The 20,590-nt window shown below is 66.4% G+C and carries 21 protein-coding genes; 14 read left to right on the plus strand and 7 right to left on the minus strand.

Translation table 11 applies throughout. The annotated features are described in order from the left end of the window. Positions 1 to 67: 67 nt before the first annotated feature. Both CO669_RS06325 and CO669_RS06330 read right to left on the minus strand, forming a co-directional pair. Positions 68 to 1,462, minus strand: a complete 1,395-nt coding sequence (locus CO669_RS06325; protein WP_097658872.1) for an MmgE/PrpD family protein — start codon at positions 1,460 to 1,462, stop codon at positions 68 to 70. Between the two features lie 31 nt (positions 1,463 to 1,493). Next, entirely contained in the window at positions 1,494 to 2,387 is an 894-nt protein-coding gene (locus tag CO669_RS06330) for an NAD(P)-dependent oxidoreductase (RefSeq protein ID WP_097658873.1), read from the minus strand. Positions 2,388 to 2,642: 255 nt separating this feature from the next. On the opposite strand from CO669_RS06330, the gene CO669_RS06335 reads away from it, so the two are divergent. From CO669_RS06335 to CO669_RS06345, 3 genes are read left to right on the plus strand one after another with little or no spacing between them, the layout of a single operon-like run. Beyond that, entirely contained in the window at positions 2,643 to 3,980 is a 1,338-nt protein-coding gene (locus tag CO669_RS06335) for an MmgE/PrpD family protein (RefSeq protein WP_245444187.1), read from the plus strand. Between the two features lie 43 nt (positions 3,981 to 4,023). Continuing rightward, positions 4,024 to 4,413: a carboxymuconolactone decarboxylase family protein gene (locus CO669_RS06340; RefSeq protein WP_008557256.1), complete on the plus strand. Its 390-nt coding sequence runs from the start codon at positions 4,024 to 4,026 to the stop codon at positions 4,411 to 4,413. A gap of 26 nt (positions 4,414 to 4,439) precedes the next feature. Beyond that, positions 4,440 to 5,246, plus strand: a complete 807-nt coding sequence (locus CO669_RS06345) for an N-acyl homoserine lactonase family protein (protein WP_097658875.1) — start codon at positions 4,440 to 4,442, stop codon at positions 5,244 to 5,246. A 113-nt stretch (positions 5,247 to 5,359) separates the two neighbouring features. Here the strand turns inward: CO669_RS06345 and CO669_RS35900 are convergent, their stop codons facing one another. Beyond that, the gene (locus CO669_RS35900) at positions 5,360 to 5,617 is read right to left on the minus strand and encodes a hypothetical protein (protein WP_198963865.1); all 258 of its coding nucleotides are present in this window, start codon (positions 5,615 to 5,617) and stop codon (positions 5,360 to 5,362) included. 277 nt (positions 5,618 to 5,894) lie between these two features. On the opposite strand from CO669_RS35900, the gene CO669_RS06355 reads away from it, so the two are divergent. After that, entirely contained in the window at positions 5,895 to 6,269 is a 375-nt protein-coding gene (locus CO669_RS06355) for a hypothetical protein (protein WP_097658876.1), read from the plus strand. Positions 6,270 to 6,273: 4 nt separating this feature from the next. Here CO669_RS06355 and CO669_RS06360 read toward each other — a convergent pair whose 3' ends face one another. Both CO669_RS06360 and CO669_RS06365 read right to left on the minus strand, forming a co-directional pair. Next, the gene (locus CO669_RS06360; RefSeq protein ID WP_097658877.1) at positions 6,274 to 7,548 is read right to left on the minus strand and encodes a polysaccharide deacetylase family protein; all 1,275 of its coding nucleotides are present in this window, start codon (positions 7,546 to 7,548) and stop codon (positions 6,274 to 6,276) included. A gap of 179 nt (positions 7,549 to 7,727) precedes the next feature. After that, positions 7,728 to 8,501, minus strand: coding sequence for a polysaccharide deacetylase family protein (locus CO669_RS06365; protein WP_198963866.1), 774 nt, complete (start codon positions 8,499 to 8,501; stop codon positions 7,728 to 7,730). 115 nt (positions 8,502 to 8,616) lie between these two features. On the opposite strand from CO669_RS06365, the gene mgtE reads away from it, so the two are divergent. The 4 genes from mgtE to tolA all read left to right on the plus strand — a co-directional run bounded on the left by mgtE (position 8,617) and on the right by tolA (position 12,537). Continuing rightward, positions 8,617 to 10,038 carry a magnesium transporter gene (gene mgtE, locus CO669_RS06370; protein ID WP_097658879.1) on the plus strand — a complete coding sequence of 474 codons (1,422 nt, stop codon included), beginning with the start codon at positions 8,617 to 8,619 and terminating at the stop codon, positions 10,036 to 10,038. 179 nt (positions 10,039 to 10,217) lie between these two features. Next, the gene (locus CO669_RS06375; protein WP_198963867.1) at positions 10,218 to 10,529 is read left to right on the plus strand and encodes a helix-turn-helix domain-containing protein; all 312 of its coding nucleotides are present in this window, start codon (positions 10,218 to 10,220) and stop codon (positions 10,527 to 10,529) included. A 171-nt stretch (positions 10,530 to 10,700) separates the two neighbouring features. Beyond that, positions 10,701 to 11,519, plus strand: a complete 819-nt coding sequence (locus CO669_RS06380; RefSeq protein ID WP_097658881.1) for an aldo/keto reductase — start codon at positions 10,701 to 10,703, stop codon at positions 11,517 to 11,519. A 49-nt stretch (positions 11,520 to 11,568) separates the two neighbouring features. After that, positions 11,569 to 12,537, plus strand: a complete 969-nt coding sequence (tolA, locus tag CO669_RS06385) for a cell envelope integrity protein TolA (protein ID WP_097658882.1) — start codon at positions 11,569 to 11,571, stop codon at positions 12,535 to 12,537. Between the two features lie 1,036 nt (positions 12,538 to 13,573). Here tolA and CO669_RS06395 read toward each other — a convergent pair. Beyond that, positions 13,574 to 14,290 (minus strand): DUF599 domain-containing protein, encoded by a 717-nt coding sequence (locus CO669_RS06395; protein WP_097658883.1) that lies wholly within the window; start codon positions 14,288 to 14,290, stop codon positions 13,574 to 13,576. A gap of 121 nt (positions 14,291 to 14,411) precedes the next feature. On the opposite strand from CO669_RS06395, the gene CO669_RS06400 reads away from it, so the two are divergent. From CO669_RS06400 to CO669_RS06415, 4 genes are all read left to right on the plus strand, one after another. Continuing rightward, positions 14,412 to 15,074, plus strand: coding sequence for a glutathione S-transferase family protein (locus CO669_RS06400; RefSeq protein ID WP_097658884.1), 663 nt, complete (start codon positions 14,412 to 14,414; stop codon positions 15,072 to 15,074). Between the two features lie 310 nt (positions 15,075 to 15,384). Next, complete coding sequence (locus CO669_RS06405) at positions 15,385 to 15,588, plus strand: hypothetical protein (RefSeq protein WP_097658885.1); 204 nt, start codon at positions 15,385 to 15,387, stop codon at positions 15,586 to 15,588. A gap of 176 nt (positions 15,589 to 15,764) precedes the next feature. Continuing rightward, positions 15,765 to 16,772, plus strand: coding sequence for a hypothetical protein (locus tag CO669_RS06410; protein WP_097658886.1), 1,008 nt, complete (start codon positions 15,765 to 15,767; stop codon positions 16,770 to 16,772). Positions 16,773 to 16,814: 42 nt separating this feature from the next. Beyond that, positions 16,815 to 17,255 carry a DUF1489 family protein gene (locus CO669_RS06415; RefSeq protein ID WP_097658887.1) on the plus strand — a complete coding sequence of 147 codons (441 nt, stop codon included), beginning with the start codon at positions 16,815 to 16,817 and terminating at the stop codon, positions 17,253 to 17,255. Here CO669_RS06415 and panC read toward each other — a convergent pair. Next, on the minus strand, positions 17,252 to 18,103 hold the full coding sequence (gene panC, locus CO669_RS06420; protein WP_097658888.1) for a pantoate--beta-alanine ligase: 852 nt from the start codon (positions 18,101 to 18,103) through the stop codon (positions 17,252 to 17,254). The two genes, CO669_RS06415 and panC, sit on opposite strands and share 4 nt — an antisense overlap. 284 nt (positions 18,104 to 18,387) lie before the next feature. On the opposite strand from panC, the gene CO669_RS06425 reads away from it, so the two are divergent. Together CO669_RS06425 and CO669_RS06430 are read left to right on the plus strand one after the other, a co-directional pair. Next, positions 18,388 to 19,311, plus strand: coding sequence for a division plane positioning ATPase MipZ (locus tag CO669_RS06425; protein ID WP_097658889.1), 924 nt, complete (start codon positions 18,388 to 18,390; stop codon positions 19,309 to 19,311). A 342-nt stretch (positions 19,312 to 19,653) separates the two neighbouring features. Beyond that, entirely contained in the window at positions 19,654 to 20,514 is an 861-nt protein-coding gene (locus tag CO669_RS06430; RefSeq protein ID WP_097658890.1) for an alpha/beta fold hydrolase, read from the plus strand. The last annotated feature ends 76 nt before the right edge of the window (positions 20,515 to 20,590 follow it).

The following is a 20,590-nucleotide window of genomic DNA, read 5'->3' on the forward strand; positions in this document are numbered from 1 at the left end:
CGCGCAGCCGGCGATTCTAGGCTGGTCTCCGAGCCAAACATGTCTCCCCCGTACTCTCCGGCATTTCTCATGATGCCGATCGTAAAGTCCGTTCCGTTGCGTTGAGGCGGCACTGCGCGGCGATGTCGCCGGCATTGCCGAGCCGCTCGCAATCGTCGATGAGTTGCTCGAGCAGGCAGCCGCGGTCCTCACCGAGGACTGCGGCTGCCGCGCCGCGAAAGCGTGTGCGAATATCTGACGGCGTTGCCGCGATGACGTCGGGCAATGCGTGCCGGATGCTCCGGCCGTCACGCAGTCGCACGGTGACCTCCGCGCCCTGCTTGGCCGGGAAGGCGGCGGTGAAACCGGCGTCGGCCTTGAGCTCGGTGATCGCAACGAGACGGACGATGTCGGCATCGTCGAGCTCGGCGTAGTTGTCTTCCTCGATGTCGCCCCGCGCCAGCGTTGCCGCGACGCTGAACGGAATGCTCATCTTGGCCTGGAGCGCGTTGCGATACGGTCCCATGGAGTCGCAGCCGGGATAGCGCACTGCTGCGTCGGGCGTGCGGATGACGACGCGGTCGATCTCCTCGGTGCTGCCAAGCTCGTGCGAGACGCGAAGCGCCGCCTGGGCCGCTGTCTGCGCGAAATTGCAGGCCGGGACCGGCTTGTTGTAGACGGCCATGATCTCGCATTCGCCGTCCGGAAACAGCGCGATGCTCTCGGGGGCGGCCTGCCGGCGATAGGCGGCGAACAGGCCGGCCTCGCCTTCGAGGATGGTTTCCGAGCCGAACGCGCCGGCCGCGGCGAGGCCGACCGCCCTGATCGCGTTGCCGGCCGCAAAGCCCGGATGGAAATACATGTCGGAGCCGCCGGCATGCGGCCATTCATTGAGTCCGCTGGAGGTGTTGGCCGCGATCGCGATGGCGCTGGTCGCCTGGTCCTCGGATAGCCCAAGCGCAAAGCTGCCTGCGAGCGCCGCGCCCGGGGGCGCCACGAGGCCGGTCGGCCGATAGAGGCGCGCGAGGTCGGACGTCAGCAGCGCGCGGCCGATCCGTGCGCCGGTCTCGTAGCCGATGATGGCGGCCGCGAGCAGCCTGTCCCCGCGCAGCGGCGCCTGCTCCGACAGCGCGAGCAGGGCCGGCCAGATCACGACGCCGTGGTGCGCGATGCTGGCCGCATGCATGTCTTCGCGCACGAGGCCATGCCCCATGACGGCATTGGCGAAGGCCGCGTCGGCCGGCGAGGACAGCTGCGACGTTCCGACGATCGTTGCATGGCCGCCGCCTTGCGCAATCGCGACCGCCTGGCGGCTCCAGGGATGATGGCCCGCCTCGAAGGCGCAGGACAAGAAGTCGAGCAGGCAGAGTTTTGCCTTCGCGACGACTTCAGGTCCGAAATCGCCGAGACCGAGCGCAAGCACGCTCCGCGCCATCTGGCGCGCGAGCGATGGCTTGCCTGATCCGGTCGGGCCGATCGTCATCGCGGGCAGCTCTCCCTGAACGTTCGTGCGCTTAGCCGCGCATCTCGATCCCGGCCCACTCCTCGAGCACCTTCGCGATCGAGGTGAAGTCGGATGAGGCGCCGTATTTGGCGTTGGTGATCGCGAGCATCTGCCGCACCACCGCGCCGCAGACCATCGGCACGCCCATGGCCTCGGCTTCGTCCACGCAGAGGCGGACGTCCTTGTAGGAGAGGCCGGTGGTGAAGCCGAAATCGAACGTGCCGGGCAGCACCGCGCGCGGGAATTTGTCCTCGGAGGCGCTGTTGCGGCCGCTCGACGCGTTGATGATGTCGATCAGCACCTTGGCGTTGACGCCGCCCTTGACGCCCATCGCGACGGCTTCCGAGGTGATCACCAGCGCCGCCGCCGCCATCAGGTTGTTGGCGAGCTTGGCGGTCTGCGCCACGCCGGGCTTGTCGCCGGTGTAGAACAGCTTGCCAAAGTTCTTCAGGATCGGCTGCACGGTCTCGTAGGTCGCCTGCGGGCACGAGACCATCACGGCCAGCGTGCCGTTGACGGCGCCCTTGATGCCGCCGCTCACGGGCGCATCGACCAGCGTCATGCCCTTGGCCTTCAGGCCTTCGGCGACGAGCTTTGCCGCGCCGGGCCCCGAGGTCGACAGGTCAACCACGATCTTCGCGCGATTGCCGCTGCTGATGCCGTCCTGGCCGAGCGTGACCGCCTTGACGATGTCGGGCGTCGGCAGGCTGGCGAGCACGATGTCGGCGCGAGAGGCGACGTCGGCCGGCGATTTGCCGAGCAGCGCGCCGCGCTTGACCAGCGGCTGGGTGGCCTCGGCCTGCGTGTCGTAGATGACGAGCGAATAGCCCGCGTCCATCAATCGTCCCGCCATGGGACCGCCCATGCGGCCCGTGCCGATCACGCCGAGCGTTTCTCCTGCCATCGTTCACTCCCTGTCGCGCGGCCCCCAACGGGGCGCGCCTTCTTGATCTTGTGGTCGTTGATCTCGTGCCGATCGCGGGCCGTGTCGGCCGCAATCGCTGCGGCGAGGGGACCCCGCGCCAGCGGCCGGGATTGTTATGATTGTCAGACAAGCTGTCAAGCATAACATTTGGGGTCGACAGTTTGCCGCGGATCGGCATAAGGTCCGGACAAAACGAGGAAGACGCCCCGCGTGCCGCAAGACCCGATTCCAAGCGTGAGCAGAACGCTCGCCGACTTCGTCGCGGCGTCGTCATGGGCAGACATGCAGGCGCAGAGCCTCGAGGCGCGGCGCTCGCTCCTCAATGTCTTCGCAACGGCGCTCGGCTCCGCGCGCGATCCGGTGGTGTTGGCCGCGATGCGCACCTTGTCGCCGTTCAGCGGCGCCGCGACATCGACGGTCATTGGGCACTCGCAGCCGACGGACGCGCTATGCGCTGCGTTTCTCAATGCCGTCTCGGCGAATCTGCTCGACTTCGACGACACCCACCCCGACACGATCATTCATCCGGCCGCGCCCGTCGCCGCTCCCGTGCTGGCGCTGGCGGAGACGCGCAAGACGTCGGGGCGCGAGGTGCTGACGGCCTTCATCCTCGGCGTGGATGTGGAGTGCCGCATCGGCAATGCGGTCTCGCCGCACCATTATGCGCGCGGCTGGCACATCACCTCGACCTGCGGGATCTTTGGCGCGGCGGCGGCCTGCGCCAAGCTGCTCGGCCTGCCGGCGGAGGGGATTGCGAACGCCATCGGGCTGGCGGCGAGCCAGTCGGCCGGCAATGTCGAGAACCTGCCCAGTGCCGCCAAGAATGTCAGCGTCGGCAACGCGGCGCGGAACGGATTGTTCGCCGCGCTGCTGGCGCAGCAGGGCTATGAGGCGGCGCCGCGCGCCATCGAGGGGCCGCTCGGCTGGGCGCGTACCATGGGCGACGAGCCCGATATGACTCGCCTGCTCGACGGTCTCGGCAAGACCTGGGAGATCGCGAAGAATACCTACAAGCCGTATCCTGCCGGAATCGTCTTTCACGCGGTCATCGATGCCTGTCTTCTGCTGCGCGAGCGGATCGCCGGACGCGTCGACCAGATCGAGCAGGTGGTGGTGCAGGGCTCGGCCTTGCTGCTCGCCCGCGGCGACCGCCCCGTCGACAACGCGCGCGATGCGCGGGTCAGCATTCATCATTGCGCGGCGTGCGGTCTCTTGCTCGGCGCGGCGGGCGTGACCGAGTTCGAGCAGGAGACCGTCGTTCGGCCCGACATCGCGCAGCTGCGGCAGAAGGTGAGGGCGGAGCTCGACCGCGAGATGCCCGACGGCGCCGCGCGCGTCAGCTTGCGTCTGGCCTCCGGCGATCTGCTCACGGAAACCGTCACGTCGCCGCGCGGCAGCCAGGCTGCGCCGCTGTCGGACAGCGACATCGAAGCGAAGTTGCGCGACGGCATACGCACAGGCCGAAGCGATTGGAATGCGGACCGCGTCATCGACGCCGTCTGGCGGCTCGAGGCGGCGGATGACGTCGGCAATCTCCTGCAATCGCTACGGCCACCGATGGCCTCGCGCTGAACAACCACCAACCAGCAACTCTCAAGACCTGAAAGGGACGATCATGAGCAAGACCGAACTGTTCGAAAAGGGCCTCAAGGTTCGTAAAGAGGTGCTGGGCGAGGATTACGTCAACAAGTCGATCGCGGGGGCCGACGAGTTCACGCGTACCATGGCGGAATGGTCCACCGAGTTCTGCTGGGGCGCCTTGTGGACGCGGCCCGGCGTCGATCGGCGCACGCGCTCGATCGTCAATCTGGCGATGCTCGGCGCGCTGAACCGGCCGCACGAATTGAAGTTGCATGTCAAGGGCGCGCTGAAGAACGGCCTGACCAAGGAGGAGATCAAGGAGATCCTGCTCCAGGTCGCGGTCTATTGCGGCGTGCCCGCGGGCATCGACGCCTTCCGCAATGCGCGCGAGGCCTTCAACGAGGTCGACGCGGCCGGTTCGTGACCGCGCATCCCCGATCGGAAGACGCCATGGCTGACCCGGACTACGAGCTGTTCGCCATCCGCTACGCCACGCGCGATGCGCAGCGCAGCGAGCACTTCATCGGCGGCGACCCGCATGACGGGCCGATGCCGATGGACTATTTCATGTGGCTGGCGCGGGGAGGCGGGCGCACCTTTGTCATCGACACCGGGTTCAACGCGGAGATTGCTGGGCAGCGCAGGCGGAACTTCCTGCGCTGCCCGGTGGAGACGCTTCGCGCGTTCGACATCGACCCTGCCGAGGTCAGGGATGTGATCCTCACGCATCTGCATTACGATCACGCCGGCAATTTCGACCGGTTTCCGGGCGCGCGATTTCATCTCCAGGAGCGCGAGCTCGCCTATGCCACCGGCCGCTACATGCAATATCCGAGGCTGTCGCATTCCTTCGAGGTCGAGGATATCTGCGGCATCGTGCGGCTCAACTACGCGCGCCGGGTGCTGTTCTACGACGGAGACGCCGAGATCGCGCCCGGGCTGACGGTCCATGCGGCGGGCGGACATTCCGCCGGCCTGCAATTCGTCCGCGTCAACACGCGCCGCGGTCCTGTCGTGCTCGCCTCCGACGTCAGCCATTTCTACGAGAACATGGCCAGCGAGCGTCCGTTCACGACGGCGTTTCATGTCGGCGACATGCTGGTCGGCTTCGACAGGCTGCGCGCCGCAGCGCCGGACGCGGACCACATCGTTCCCGGCCATGATCCGCTCGTCATGAAGCTCTACCCGGCGCCGCGCCCGGACCTCGACGGCGTCGCGGTGCGCCTCGACGTGCCGCCGGCCGCAATGCCGGCGTAGCCACGCGGAGCGAGCTCCAGATCCGCCTGCATCGGGGTAACCAAAGCCCTTGCCGGACATCGTCGCCCCGGCGGTCTGCGGGCGACGCCGTGGCCGGCCCTTGGGCCGCCGCCTCAGCCATATTCCTCGCCGATGCCGTACTCCCGGTAGATCTCCAGCGGATCGAGGTCTGGAAACAGGCGGCATTTGGCCTGGGCGAGGTGCAGGCTCACCGCCGCCGGCTCCTTGCCGCTCGCGAGCATCTTGCGGATGTCGTCCATATGCGCGTTCGGCTGGTGCTTGGGTTCGAGCTGCTCCAGCGCGACCAGCGCGGTCGCGAGGGCCTCGGTCAGAACCCATTCGTCGTGGCCGGTGATTCCCTTCTTCGGCATCGGCAAGACCCCGGGTGTGGCGGCACGGCGCAGTCTATCGCGACTTCCGCCAAATCGCCATTGAGCCGTTGCGGGCGCGATGCGCGGGGGCCGGGCGATGGCCGGCTTGCATTATGGCGGCGTGTGGCTAAAAGGCGGCGACTTGCAGTATCATTGTTGAAACAAAGTTGGCATAGACGGGCCAGCACGGCACCCAGCCGGCCGTTCCGGTCTGGTTCCCCCGATCCCGCATGTCGCAACACGATCCCGGTTGCGCTCTCTCAAGGCCCGAGCCAGCATGGTCTTTCTCAGCTTCGTCTACCGCTTCATCACCAATTTCGCGTTCATGGCGGTGGTCTATTTCAGCCTGAACTTCATGGAGAAATATCCGAACCGGGCGATCCTGGCGATCCTGGTGCTGGTCTATGCCGCGATGCGCGCGGTCTCGACGCTGCGCGCGTTCTACTTTTTCCAGAAGATCGAGAAGCTCGAAGCCGAGACGAGGCGCCTGCAGGGCCCGATCAACGACGGCTCCGGAGGCACGAACGCGCGCAAGCAGGTCGTCGCCGATGTCGCCCGGCTGCGGCGCGACGGCGAGATCAAGTCCTACATGGACCTGTTCTTCCTCGCCCTGATCGTGCTGCTTTGCGTCGCCGCGATCATGCGGCAATAGGGGCTTAAGCGCGTTTCTTCAGACTGGCGACGCGGGTCGGGCGCGGCGTACCGCTCTTGACCTGCGCGGCATGCTTCGGTGCGGCCGGAGCTGCATGCGCGTGCCGAGCCTGGGGCTTGGCTGCCTTGCCCTTTGCGGTCTTGCCTCTGGCCGCATGCGGCGTCTCGGCCGCCATCGCCAGCCGCGTCGCGGCGCGCCGCGACAACGTCGTCGACAGCAGCACCTCTACCGAGCCTTCCGGGATCGCAAAGAGCGCGCTGCCGGGCACGGGCAGGGTGGATGCGATATCCATCTGCCCCCTGGTCCGGCGCGGCAGCAGCGGCTGATGCTCGGTCTGCGCATTGAGGTCGGCGAGCGAGGGCGCCGGAAGCGTCCTGGTCTGCGTGAACACGAAGTTCGGGACGCGCGGCCAGCGCGCGATCGGCACGGTCTCGGTCGGCGGATGCAGCAGCCATTCCACCGGCGTGGTCGGCGTCGCCGGCCGCTCGGCGGTCGCCGGCACCACATGCACGATGCGATAGCCGCGCGCCTTGAGGTCGCGGATGATCTTCGGCAGCGCCGCCACCGTGCGGGCCTGGATGTCGTGCAGCAGCAAGATACCCTTGCCCTTGGCCTCCAGGCGCTGGATCGCGAGCTGATAGACGCGGTCGGACGACACGTGGCGCCAATCGTCGGCCGGGAAGTCGGCGCTCCAGACCTGGATGCCGCGCGAGATCAGATAGTTCTCGACGCCCTCGGCGCGCATCAGGCCGGGAATGCGGAAGAACGGCGCGAGTTTTGACGGATCGGTCATCGCGGCCGAGGTCCACTCGATGCCGCCGTTGATCTCGGGCTCGAATTTCTCGACCGGCATCCGGTCGAAGGTCAGCGGATGGTTCATGCTGTGGGTGCCAACGGTGTGCCCCGCCGCCACCAGCTTGCGCACGCCTTCCGGGTTCGCCTTGGCCTGGCTGCCGATGATGAAGAAGGTCGCCTTGATGCACTCGTCGTCGAGCATCTTGAGGACCTGGTTGGAATATTTCGGCAAGGGACCGTCGTCGAAGGTCAGGACGACTTCATGGTCCTTCAGCGGCAGCGTCTCGCGGTACTGCATGGTGCCGATGCGCGGATGCTCGCGCGGATCGACCACGAGAGTGCGGGACGTCCCGAGCGCATCCGGGTGGCCCGGACAGTCGGCCGCGCGCGCCGCCGGCGCTCCCAGGGCCGAACATCCGAGGAAACCACCGAGGCAAAGGACGATCCACGATCGCGTCCGCAAAACAACGCTACTTCCGATCATGAACCCGGTCTGCCCTCATATGCGATTGCCGCCATAGTAGGTCGGAGACATCAGGAAACGGTTCAGGCGCCAAAAGCCTTTCCCGATACAAAGTCCCCGTCCATTTGCAGGGCGTAGCATGAACAGAATGTTAATAGGGCCCAAATCACCCCATTTTGCACCGGCGTGACATTCCGGCATCAGCGCGCGTCGGCGTTCTTCTGTGACGTGCCCGACGGTACGATGTGGACGATCCGGTAGCCGTTCTCGCGCAAATAGCGCAGGAAGGCCGGCATGATCGCGGCGGTGCGGGCCTTGGGGTCGTGGAAGAGGACGATGCCCTTGCCGCTGGCAGCGAGGCGCTCGGTGACGAGCTTCAGTTCCTGCTCCGGCGTCATCTCGTTCCAGTCGCTGGCCCACAGATCGGCCCCGAACACGACGATGCCGCGCGACTGCAGCAGATCGAGCTCGGCCTGCGTGGCCTCGAAATAGGGGAAGCGGAAGAACGGCGTCGAGGGCGTCGTGGTCGAGACCCCGTGCAGCGCCGTCTCGACCGCCGCGATGCCGCGGTCGATCTCGCCCTTCGCCTTGTCGAACGGGATTCGTGCCATGAACGGATGCGAGAAGGTGTGGTGGCCGATGGTATGGCCCTCACGGGCGATGCGCTTGACCATATCGGGATGCTGGGAGGCGTGCAGGCCGATCAGGAAGAAGGTCGCGCGCACGCATTCCTGTGCCAGCGCCGCCAGCACCTTCGACGTCGTCGGCGGGTTCGGCCCGTCGTCGAAGGTCAGCACGACCTCGCGGTCGGCGAGCGGCAGCGTCTGCGGAAAGCTCTTCAGGCCGACGCGCGGCGTGGTCTTGGCATCGACGCTCAGCACGCGGAAGGTGCCGAGCGCGTCCTTGCGTGGACACTCGGCCGCATCGGTCGAGGCGATGCCGGCGAGGGCCGCGAGGATCACACCTGATGACATCGAGGTCCACCTCGGTCGAAGCATCTTTGTCATTGCGCTCGGAGTCGCCTTGTGGGTATTGCCTGACCGTCAGCCCAGACCATTCGTTCCAACCTGTCAAACGGCGAGGCGCACCATGGATGAACATATGGACGGTGCCCCGACCGCTGCGGATTCGGTACTCGACCACGTGCCGATGCGCAATGAAGACGGCGAAATTCGTCACGAATTCGTCGAGGAAATTGCCCGTGCCATCGAAGCCGGCGACAGCGCCGCACTGCGCGCCTGTGTCGCGGAACTGCACGAGGCCGATCTCGGCGATCTCATCGGCGCGCTCGAGCCCGACGATCGCGTCCGTCTGGTCGAGCTGACCGGGCGCGACTTCGACTTCTCCGCCTTGAACGAGGTCGACGAGGGCGTCCGCGAGGAGATCCTGGAGGAACTGCCGCCGGAGACGGTGGCCGAGGGTGTCCGCGAGCTGGAATCCGACGACGCGGTCGAGCTGCTGGAGACGCTCGACGAGGCCGAGCAGGAGGAGATCCTCGAAAAGCTGCCGCTGCAGGAGCGCGTCGCGCTGGAGCGCAGCCTGCTGTATCCGGAAAATTCCGCCGGCCGCCGCATGCAGACCGAGTTCATCGCGGTGCCCCAGGATTTTACCGTGGGCCAGGCGATCGACTACATGCGCGAGACGCCGGATCTGCCCGACCGCTTCTACGAGATCTACGTCGTCGACAAGGACCAGCACTGGCAGGGCGCGGTCTCCCTCGACGTGCTCTTGCGCGCGCGCCGGCCGGTGGCGCTGGCCGAGTTGACCGACGAGGATCGCCGCCGCGTCTCCGTCCTGGAGGACCAGGAGGAGGTCGCGCGCATGTTCGGCAAATACAATCTGGTCGCAGCTCCCGTGCTCGACACCCAGGACCGCCTGGTCGGCGTCATCACCGTCGACGACGTCGTCGACGTCATCGAGGAAGAGGCGGACGAGGACCTCAAGGCGCTCGGCGGCGTCACCAGCGACGAAGAGCTGTCGGATACGTTCCTGACCATCGCGCGCGGCCGCTTCAACTGGCTGCTGGTCAATCTCGCCACCGCCTTCCTGGCGTCCTCCGTGCTCGGCCTGTTCGAGGGCCAGCTCGAGAAGATGGTCGCGCTCGCCGTGCTGGCGCCGATCGTGGCGAGCCAGGGCGGCAACGCGGCGACCCAGACCATGACGGTGGCCGTGCGGGCGCTGGCGACGCGCGAGCTCGGCTCGTCCAACGCCTGGCGCGTGGTGATGCGCGAAGCGCTGGTCGGTCTCGTCAACGGGCTCGCCTTCGCCGTGATCACGGGCATCGCGGCGGTGGCCTGGTTCAGGATTCCCGGCCTCGGCATCGTCATCGGGCTTGCCATCATCTGCAACCTCGTCGCCGGCGCGCTCGGCGGCATCCTGATCCCGATGGCGCTCGAACGCGTCAGGGCCGACCCGGCGGTGGCGTCAGGGACGTTCGTGACGACGGTGACGGACGTGGTCGGCTTCTTCTCCTTCCTCGGGATTGCGACGCTCTGGTTCGGGCTGAGTTAGGTTTCCCCCCAACGTCATTGCTGGGCGCGCCTCCTGGCACGAGCCCGGAATCCGTTTTTCCGCATCGCTCGCAGCCTGACGGATTCCGGGCTCGCGCTTCGCGCGCCCGGAATGACAATCATCTTTAATCCGAACTTAAGTGACCTGCCGCATCATCGCCCACGCTTGGGGGACTGGACATGCGGTTGCGGCTGAAGGCTGACGGACGGGTCGTTGAGTTGCGGGACGGACAGGAGCTTCCGGTCCAGCCGTCCGCGGTCGCGCCCACGGCCCCGGTCGCGCCCGCCGATACCTCGTCGCACGCGGTGCGCGACCTGCGCCGCCGCGCCTGCCTGACCCAGATGGAGTTCGCCGCCAAGCTCGGCGTTCCCGTCGAGACCATCCGCAACTGGGAGCAGGGCAAGCGGGCTCCGCGGGGGCCCGCCCGCGCGCTGCTCGCGGTGATCGCGCATGCGCCCGATACCGTCTTCCAGGCGCTCGCCAAAGCCTGACGCGTCACGGGCCGGACGTCGAGCGCCGCCGCGGCCTGAGGCGAACCTCCCGTTAGCACTGCGCCGAATATCCCAGCCGAACTGTCGCCGCCTCCGTTGGCAGCGTCAGGGGCCGGGTCCATAATGGGGCCTGATGACGTCAGGGGCTGCCGCAACGGAAGAGGAGTCCTCATGCTGTTCGTCGAGGCCAATGGCGCAAGAATTCCGGCGATCGGGCTCGGGACCTGGGAGCTGAGCGGAAGGCCCGCCGCGCGCGTGGTCGAGCAGGCGCTGCGGCTCGGCTACCGCCACATCGATACCGCGCAGGTCTACGAGAATGAGCGCGAGATCGGCGACGGCCTGCGCTCCTCGGGCGTGCGCCGCGACGACGTGTTCCTCACCACCAAGGTCTGGACCAACCATTTCGCGCCCCATGATCTGGAGCGCTCGGTCAAGGAGAGCCTGGCTCGCTTGCGGCTTCCCAGTGTCGATCTGTTGTTGCTGCACTGGCCCAACCCGCACGTGCCGCTGGCGGAAACGCTGGGCGCGTTGTCGCATGCGAAGACGATGGGGCTGACCCGCCATATCGGCGTCTCCAATTTCACGGTGGCGTTGCTCGAGCAGGCGGTGGCGGCCTCGCCGGAGCCGCTCGTCTGCAACCAGGTCGAGTATCACCCTTATCTCGACCAGGCGAAGGTGAGGGCGGCCTGCGACCAGCACGGCCTTGCGCTCGTCGCCTACAGCCCGATCGCCAAGGGGCGCATCAAGACCGACCAGACACTGGGCGAGATCGGGCGCGCCCACCACAAGTCGCCGGCGCAGGTCTGCCTGCGCTGGCTGGTGCAACAGAATGTCGCTGCGATCCCGCGCACCTCGCGCATCGAACGCCTGTCCGAAAACATCGAGATCTTCGATTTCGAGCTGTCGGAGGACGAGATGAGCCGGATCGCCGCACTCGCCAGTGCGAAGGGCCGCCTGACCGATTTCGGCTTCGCCCCGAAATGGGATTGAGGGGAGGCCGCGGTATGCTAACAGCAGGACGGAAATCCAAGATCGTGCGATGGAACTGCGGACCTTCATACGGACGGACATTGCAGCGTCGGCGCTTGCGCATCTGACGCTGGTGGCGCTGATCATCGTGATCAGCGAAGTCCATCCGTTCCGCACCCAGCAGCCGGAGACGGTGACGGTCGATATCGTCACGCCGGAGCAGGTGAAGCAGGAGGAGGCCAAAGCGGAGGAGAAGGCTCAGGAGGAGGCGAAGGAGAAACCGCCGGAGCCCGAGCTGAAGCTGCCGAAGCTGGATTTCACCGACAAGGCGCCCGAGGCGTCGAAGTCTGCGGCCAAGCAGCAGGCGCCGTCGCCATCACCGCAGCCTTCGTCCGAACCGCAACAGCCCCAGCAGCAATCCGCGCCGAAACCGCGCGAGGCCAACGCGCAGCCGCAACAACCTCCACCGCAGCAACCTCCACCGCAGCAGCCCCCGCCGCAACAACAGCCGCAGCCGCCTCAGCCGGCGCCGCAGCCTCAGGCGATGCCGCAGCCAACGCCGCCGCAGCAACCGCCGCCACAGGCCGCGCCGCCACCGGCCTATCAGGCTCCGCAGCCTGACGTCACCGTCAGATACGGCGTCATGCTGGGCCTGCCGCCTGAATTGCCGGCGCCGCTGCCCAAAGACGCCCCCAAGGACGATGGCGGCGACGCCAAGGATTCGATCGCGGCCAAGCTGCCGGCCGAGATCGTCGCCGAGCTGCGCCGTCATTTGCGGAGCTGCGCGAAATTGCCGGCTGGCCTCAGCCCGACCGACAACGTTCACATCAAGCTGCGCACGGTGTTCGCGACCGACGGCACGCTGGCGCGCGAGCCGATCCTGATCGAGGCCCCGCCGTCCGCGAAGGGTGTGGCGCTCATGAAGTCCGCGATGAGCGCGATCCGGAATTGCCAGCCCTACAAGATGCTGCCGCCCAATCTGTACGAGGAATGGAAGATCATGGATCTGCCGTTCAGCCCGCGGGATTTCGGGGGATAGCTCTCGCTGATCCCGGCTGCACGACCGTGCCTGTGTCGCCCTCTGTCAATCCCCGTTGTCAAAAACATTCCGCTTTACCGAAATTCGGTTTTGTCGTATGTCTCGCTCATCCCGGCTCACCCAAGAGGGGCGACTTGTCGTCGTCATGTTCGCGAGCCGGGGTTGCGGTGGACGCGGCAGCGGCGGCGCGAGAGGTGCGGGCAGGGCGGGTAGTCCCTGTGAGCCCGAGGCTTCGTGCGGACGACGGCGCTGCTAGGTCTCGTCTCGCCTGTAAGTTTCCGGCTTCGTCGACAGGGCCGGGAATACTGCGGCGACATGGCGGGCCGTGCGTACGGCAAAACCGTGTGGTCCTGGCCGTCGTTGCTACGGTCAAGTCTTTCGCGAAGGTGCGAGCGAGCCCAACCGGGCGGACTGCATCATCCAAATTCGCGGGGCGAGGGAGGCCAAAAGGAATGGTCGGCTCCCGGGAGATCACGGCATAAGCCGTCCAGCCACTGCGCAGGGAAGGCCGAGTGATCGGCGACACCTGTATGCTGCTGTGCGGTTCTTCCTGCGTGCACTTTTCGCGCAGCGGACCGCGGGTGCGAGCCGGCACCCGGTCTTCCCTGCGCCCTCTTGGATTTAGGGGGGTGAAAGCTGAAGCAAAGCTCGGGCAAAATCAGTCGCGAGGACGAGAAGCCATGTCTGCAGCCGCACATTCGGTGTCATCGCCCGCGAAAGCGGGCGATCCAGTATTCCAGAGGCCGCAGTGATCGAACCGAGAGGCCGCGGCGTACTGGATGCCCCGGTCAAGCCGGGGCATGACAGCGTCGGCTGGAGAAGCTGGCTGTCACCTCATACTCCGTCATTGCGAGCGCAGCGAAGCAATCCACAGTCTTTCCGCGGAGGGTTGCTTCGCTGCGCTCGCAATGACGACTGAGACGGTGCGCCCCACACTCCGCTGCGTCCGGGCCGGCTATTCGCATGGCGCATGTCGCCCCTCGGTCCCGGCTCTGCACCGCAACGCTGGCGCGTTGCAGCTTGTCCGGACACGAGCTCATTGACCGCGCCTGATCCCCCCATCACCTTCGCCAACCTCCGGCGCCATCGCCGCCCAGGCACTCGACGCGAATTGCCGGCGCCAGGTCACCACCACCACGGCCGCGGTGGTCACGAACAGCACCCAGGGGCTGACGAACCAGCCGAGATAGCCGAGCGCGAAGAAGAAGGCGCGCTGGCCGCGGTTGAAATGGCGGCCGGCGGATTCGAACAGGCGCGTGGTGCGGATGACATGGGCTTCGGCTTCGGGCGTGTCGCGCCGGTCGGCGGGCGGCATGCCGCCGAACAGGATCGCGACATAGTTGAACAGGCGATAGGCCCAGGCGAACTTGAAGAACGCATAGACGCAGATCAGCACGAGGCCGACGCATTTCAGCTCCCACATCGCCGGAGAGGTGCTGAGGTCGATCGGCAGCTTGCTCAGGATGGTGATGGCGTCGTTGGTGGCGTGCAGCAGCGCCAGCGCGCCGCCGAGCGCGATCAGGCTGGTGGAGGCGAAGAAGGCCGTGCCGTTCTGGAGCGAGGCCATGATCTGCATGTCCACCATCCGCGTCTCGCGGTCGAGCAGCCGGCGCACCCAGACCTCGCGATAACGGTTCATGCGCGCCGACAGGCTGTCGCGACCGTAGGCCGAGTGCTCCAGCGTCAGGGCGTAGACCAGCCATTCGACGATGAAGAAGCCGACCGCGGTGATGTCGACCCAATGCCTGCTCATCTCTGTCTCCTTCGCAGCGGCCACGATTGGCACGCATGGCGGGATGCGGCAACGATTGATTGGCGGCAGGCGATGGCGTTAAAAGCGGCTCGTTTCAAAGCGTCTCGGGAAGGACTGTGACATGGCTGCGCTGAAACTCGCGATTGGCAACAAGAACTACTCGTCATGGTCGATGCGGCCCTGGCTCGCGCTTCGCGCCAACGACATCCCGTTCGTGGAGACGCTGATCCCGCTCTACACCGACAATCCCGCGGACAAGGAGCAGATCCTGTCCTTCAGCCGCGCCGGCAAGGTGCCGGTGCTGGTCGACGGCGACGTCACGGTGTGGGATTCGCTCGCCATCATCGAGTACATCGCCGAGCGCTATCCGGAAAAGAAGCTGTGGCCCGACGACGTCGCCGCGCGCGCGCATGCCCGGTCGGTGTGTGCCGAGATGCATTCCGGATTCGTGGCGCTGCGCAGCGAATGCGGCATGAATCTGCATCGACCGATCCGTCCCGTGGCGCTCTCGGCGGACGCCAGGGCCAACGTCGCGCGTATCGAGGAGATCTGGCGCGAGTGCCGCACCCGCCACGGGGCGAAGGGGCCGTTCCTGTTCGGCCGCTTCGGCGCGGCAGACGCCATGTACGCGCCGGTGGTGCACCGACTGCGCACCTATGCCATCGACGTCGCGCCGGACACCAAGGCCTACATGGAGACGATGATGGCGCTGCCGGCGTTCCAGGAATGGACCCGCGACGGGCTGGCCGAAACGCTCGTCATCGCCAAGTTCGAGGACGCCTGATCGCGGGGGCTGGCCGGGGCCGCTGGCAGCGTGTCGGCCGGCGGCGCTTGGGCTGCGGAACCTGACGACTCACGGATCATCCGTGGGGGGCTGCGACCTGCCTGCGACAGCTGTATCGGAATACGCCACGCCGACGGTATCATCGGCCCGCCGGTTCCGCCTCTATCATTCTGAAAAGACTGCAAAATTCACGCGTTTGCCATGCTGGCATGGCGCTGGCCAAAACGGCGGGGCGCGTGCTATATAATCGTCCGGGTTTCCGGCCAGCCATCGCAGTGGGACACTGGGCGAGGCAGGCGCTGTTTGAGTAATGGAGAGGGTGTTGAAGCACAAATTCCCCGTTGGAGCGCGCGTATTGTTCACGGCCAGCAACATTGCGCGCCCCGCTGCCAGCGGCTCGTATGAGGTCATCCGTCTACTGCCGACCGAAGGCGACGACTGCCAGTACCGGATCAAGAGCTCGACCGAAGCTTTCGAGCGCGTTGCCAAGGAAAGTCAGCTCGCGCTCTCCTGAAGCCGGCTCGTGCTCTCGAAGGCTGACGGTGCCAGCGCATTGGTGCCATCAGGGAATTGGGTCCTGCCGCCGTCAAAAGGCCCGCTTCGCCTTCACAAGGTGAGGTTGGGGGCAGTTGCCGACTCGCGGTGCTCGCTTGACCATTCGCTCTCTGCTCGCGTGAGGGGACGTCGCGCATGAACTGGGCATGGGCCACTTCGCTCGACCAAATCTGGCGCTCGCCGGCCTTTCCGATGTGGATGACGCTGGCCGCTGCCGGATTCTTCGGATTGATCCTGCTGATCACGCTGCTGCGCGCCGAGAGATCGGTCGCCAACGGCGCGCTGACGGTGATCACGCTGCTCTCCATCGCGATCGCCGGCGCCGCCACCGTGCGCGTCTATGGACCGCTGCTGCAGGACGCGCCGAGCGAGGCGCGCGCGCAAGGTGCGATCATCGCAAGCCTGCCGGCGCTGTCCTGCCTCGATGATCTCGCCGGCGATGCGGTCGCCGTCGGCTGCGAGAAGGCGCTGTTCGGTTCGCCCGATGCCGCGGCCGCAGCCGTGTCCTACACCGCCGTCCGGATCGACCGGCTGACGGCGCTCGGTGATGCCGCGACGGCGGAGAAGAGCCTGACGGCGGACATGAAGGCGCTGCGCAAGGCGCTGGAGCACGACCGCTACGGTCTCGTGGCGCAGGTGCTGGTGGCGCGCGATGGCTGCACCCAGTTCGACTGCGCCGCGTTCCGCTCGCTGACCGACCAGCAGCAGGTCGCCGCCAACATGGATTCGCATCTCTACGACCAACTGGTCGCGCGGCATGCGCCGACCTGGAATGCGCCCGCATCCGCGATGGCCATGGCACCGGCGGCGCTGCCACCGACCGCGGCGCTTGCGGGGCTCCCGCCCTCGATGCCGACGGGCAAGCCGACCAGTGCGGAGTTTCCGAGCGCCGCCTCGACGCCGCCGGTGAGCATCATGAATCCCGAGCCCACGGCGACGACGCGGCAGGCGTCGCCTGCCGCCAACGCACCGGCAGCGCCGCGCGCACCGGCGGCCGCCTCGGCCCAGGCCGCGGCGACTGCGGCACCATCGGCCGCGAAGAAGCCGCCGGCACCGAAGGCTGCGCGCGCCCCCGCAGCACCGGTTCCGCTGGCGCCCCCGCCGGCGTCGGTGGCCGCTCCCGCAGCTGCGGATAACGAGTAGATCGGCATTCCAAATGCGATGCTGCCCGGCTAATGCTTGGGCATGCCGCTACACCTGATCAAGCTCGCCGTCGGCTGCGACTCCGTCAAGGAATTGAAGGAGTGGGTCGCCGAACGGATGCAGACCGCCAAGAAGAAGGGTCTGCCGCAACATCACATCCACATCACCCGCATGGTGCCGAAGCGCGACGCCGAGATTCTCGCGGGCGGCTCGCTCTATTGGGTCATCAAGGGCGAGGTCGCCGCGCGGGAAAAGATCATCGGCATCGAGCCGTTCCGCGACAAGGACGGCATCGGGCGCTGCCGCATCGTGATGCAGCCCAAGGTGATCTCGGTGTCGCCGCGGCCGATGCGCCCGTTCCAGGGCTGGCGCTATCTGACCGATGATTCCGTGCCGCCCGATCTCGGCAAGTCCGCCGCCGGCTCGATTGCGGCGATGCCGGAGCCGATGCGGCGCGAGCTGCGCGATCTCGGTCTGCTCTAAACCGCGATATTGTCGATCAGCCGGGTGCTGCCGAGCTTGGCCGCGACCAGGATCCGCAACGGGCCGTCCTTGCGCGAGGTGACCTCCGCCAGCGTCTCGGCGTGGCGGACTTCGTAATAGTCGAGCGCAAAGCCCGCCGCCTTGATCATCTCGGCGCCGCCGGCCATCGCAGGCGCGATCGCATCGCCGGCCTTGATCCGCTGCGCGCTCTCCTTCATGGCGCGGTAGAGGGTGGGGGCGGTCTGCCGCTCCTCGGGCGACAGGTAGACATTGCGCGAGGACATCGCGAGCCCGTCGCGTTCGCGCACGGTGCGCGAGCCGATCACCTTGACGCCGAGGTCGAGGTCGCGCGCCATCTGCGTCACCACCCGCAACTGCTGGAAGTCCTTTTCGCCGAAGATCGCAAAGTCCGGCCGGACTTGCGTGAACAGCTTGCCGACGACGGTGGCGACGCCGCCGAAGAAATGCGGGCGGAAGCGGTCTTCGAGGCCGGCGAGCGCCGGCCCCTCCGGCACGATGCGCGTGGCAAAGCCGTCGGGATACATGGCCTTGACCTCCGGATGCCAGACGATGTCGACATCCTCGGCGGCGAGCTTGGCGATGTCGGCCTTCCAGGTGCGCGGATAGGCGCCAAAATCCTCGGTCGGGGCGAACTGAGTCGGGTTGACGAAGATCGAGACCACGACGCGGCTGGCGCGCCGCTTGGCGAGGCGGACGAGGGACACATGCCCGTCATGGAGGGCCCCCATGGTCGGGACCATCGCGATCGTGGCCTTTCGCTTGCGAAGATTGTCGACGGCGCGGCGCAAGGCCGGGACCGTGCGGGCGATCAGGGGGCTTGATGACATCAGGACTCGACAGGGTTGGGAATCGGCGCGGCGTGGTTTGGCGCCCGGGACGGCTAACCTTAACAAGCGGCGATCGTGGACGCCATGCACCCGGATGCGGCACAGCATCCCGCACAACGTCGCGCACGACATCGCGACATTGTGGGCGGGATCACAGACGAACATTGGCGCCGCGATTCATGGTGAAGATCGGCGCAGTACGATTTGCATTACCTGTCACGCATTTCACTTGACCGCAGGCGCGGCCAACTCGAAGATATTCATCAGGGGTGTTGAGGATCGCCATGCTTGTGCAGGCTAGCCAAGGCCAATCCGGCGCGGCGCATGTGGTCGTGCTCGGCAACGAGAAGGGCGGCTCCGGCAAGTCGACGACCGCCCTGCACATCGCAGTTGCGCTCCTGAAGGCCGGCCAGCGCGTCGCCACCATCGATCTCGACTGCCGCCAGCAGAGCTTCACCCACTACATCAACAACCGTTCCGCCTGGGCCCGCCGCACCAAGCTCGACCTCGAGCTGCCGGTGCATCGCTGCATCAAGCTCGGCGAGACCATGCAGATCGCCGAGAACGAGAATTCCGAGTTCCAGCAGTTCATGGAGGCGGTCTCGGCGGTCGAAAGCAGCTTCGACTTCATCGTCATCGATACGCCCGGCACCGACAGCTACCTGATGCGCCTCGCGCACTCGATGGCCGACACGCTGGTGACGCCGATCAACGACAGCTTCCTCGATTTCGACGTGCTCGGCACCGTCGACCCCGCCAGCTACGCGGTGACGGGCGAGAGCCATTACGCCGAGATGGTGCGCGACGTCCGCCGCAAGCGCCGCCAGCTCGACGGCTCGACCACCGACTGGATCGTCGTGCGCAACCGCCTGTCGATGCTCGGCTCGCGCAACAAGCAGCTCGTCGCCGAAGGGCTGAAGGATTTGTCGCTGCGGCTCGGCTTCCGTTACGTCGACGGCTTCGCCGAACGCGTGGTCTATCGCGAGTTCTTCCCGCGCGGCCTGACCGCCCTCGACGAGATCGACGAGGCCACGCTCGGGATGCGGCCCAATCTCGGCCACCTCACCGCGCGGGAGGAGGTGACGAGCCTGCTCCGCCAGCTCAAGCTGCCGCTCGACGAGCGCGGCCGCCGCCGCGCCGCCAACCGGGCCGAGTGGTTCAACCAGGTCGACAAGCCGCTCGAAGTCCACGACATCCTGGGCGCCTGAGGCGGTATATCGCTACTTCCGATCGATCCACGCGAAGGGGTTCCCAAGGGAACGCCGGCGGACTTCGGCCGTTTTCATCCTGCGTTTACCGCGAAATTGAACCCAATCGAGATCGGTTGCGTCGGATGGTCGGATGCACCCTGACGTCGCGACCGGAGAACGGGGTGCCCAGAAAACGTGTGCGACGCACAATGAAAGGGCTGCCGGTTCACAATATTTGGCCTTCCTGTCACGCGCCTGTGACATATATTAGCGAATAGGCGACCAGAGGCCGAAGAGCCTCGGAAGAACACGATTTTCAACAGGGATTCAGGCCGCAAGAGCCTGAGGCTGAGGACGAAAATGAAGCGTGGAATTGCCGTTCTGGTTTCGGTCAGTGCCCTCTGCGGCATCGCCTATTTCACGGCGAGCAAGTGGGCGATCAAGCACGAGACCATTACCTTCTACGACGCCTCGCGCGACAACCGTCCTGTCCCGGTCCATATCGCAGTGCGCCGCGACAAGGAAATGCAGGCCAATGCCGGCATGATCAAACTGCCGGTCGCGGTGATCAATCACGGCAACACCGTCAAGAACACCGAATACGGCTTCCTCGCCAACATCTTCGCGGCCCGCGGCTACATGGTCGTGAGCCCGCAGCATGATTTGCCGACCGATCCTCCGATGGTGACCAAGCCCGGCGAGCTCTATGTCGGTCGCCTGCCGCAGATTCTGCGCGGCGTCGCCAACATCCATCTGGCGATGCAGGAGATGAAGAAGGTTCAGCCCAACGCCGACTACGAGAAGGTGACGATGGTCGGCCATTCCATGGGCGGCGACATCACCATGTATTTCGCCAAGCAGTATCCGGATGAGGTCAAGAAGGTCGTCACGCTCGACAATCTGCGCGTGCCCTTCGTCACCGCCGGCAAGTTCAAGATCCTGTCGTTCCGCTCGCAGGATCCGCAGTTCAAGACCGATGCCGGCGTGATCCCGACCGACGAGGAATGCGAGAAGGCGGGCATTCAGGTCGTGAAGACCGAATTCCAGCACAACGACATGCGCGACACCGGCCCGGATGCCGCCAAGAATTCGATCCAGAGCATGCTCGACAAATTCCTGAGCGCAACCGACAGCGAGATCGCGCCGGTCGACACGCAATCGTCGCCGCCCAGCATCCTCGAGCCGGGCCCGGTCGCGCTGATGGCGCCTGCCAAGAGCTGAGTCCGAGGGCTTCTGAGATCCCAAGCTTACGTTCGCGAGATCGACCGGACTGATTTCCAAAGCCCCCGCCGGCCTC

Source organism: Bradyrhizobium sp. Y36 (assembly GCF_002531575.1).
Classification (GTDB): Bacteria; Pseudomonadota; Alphaproteobacteria; order Rhizobiales; family Xanthobacteraceae; genus Bradyrhizobium.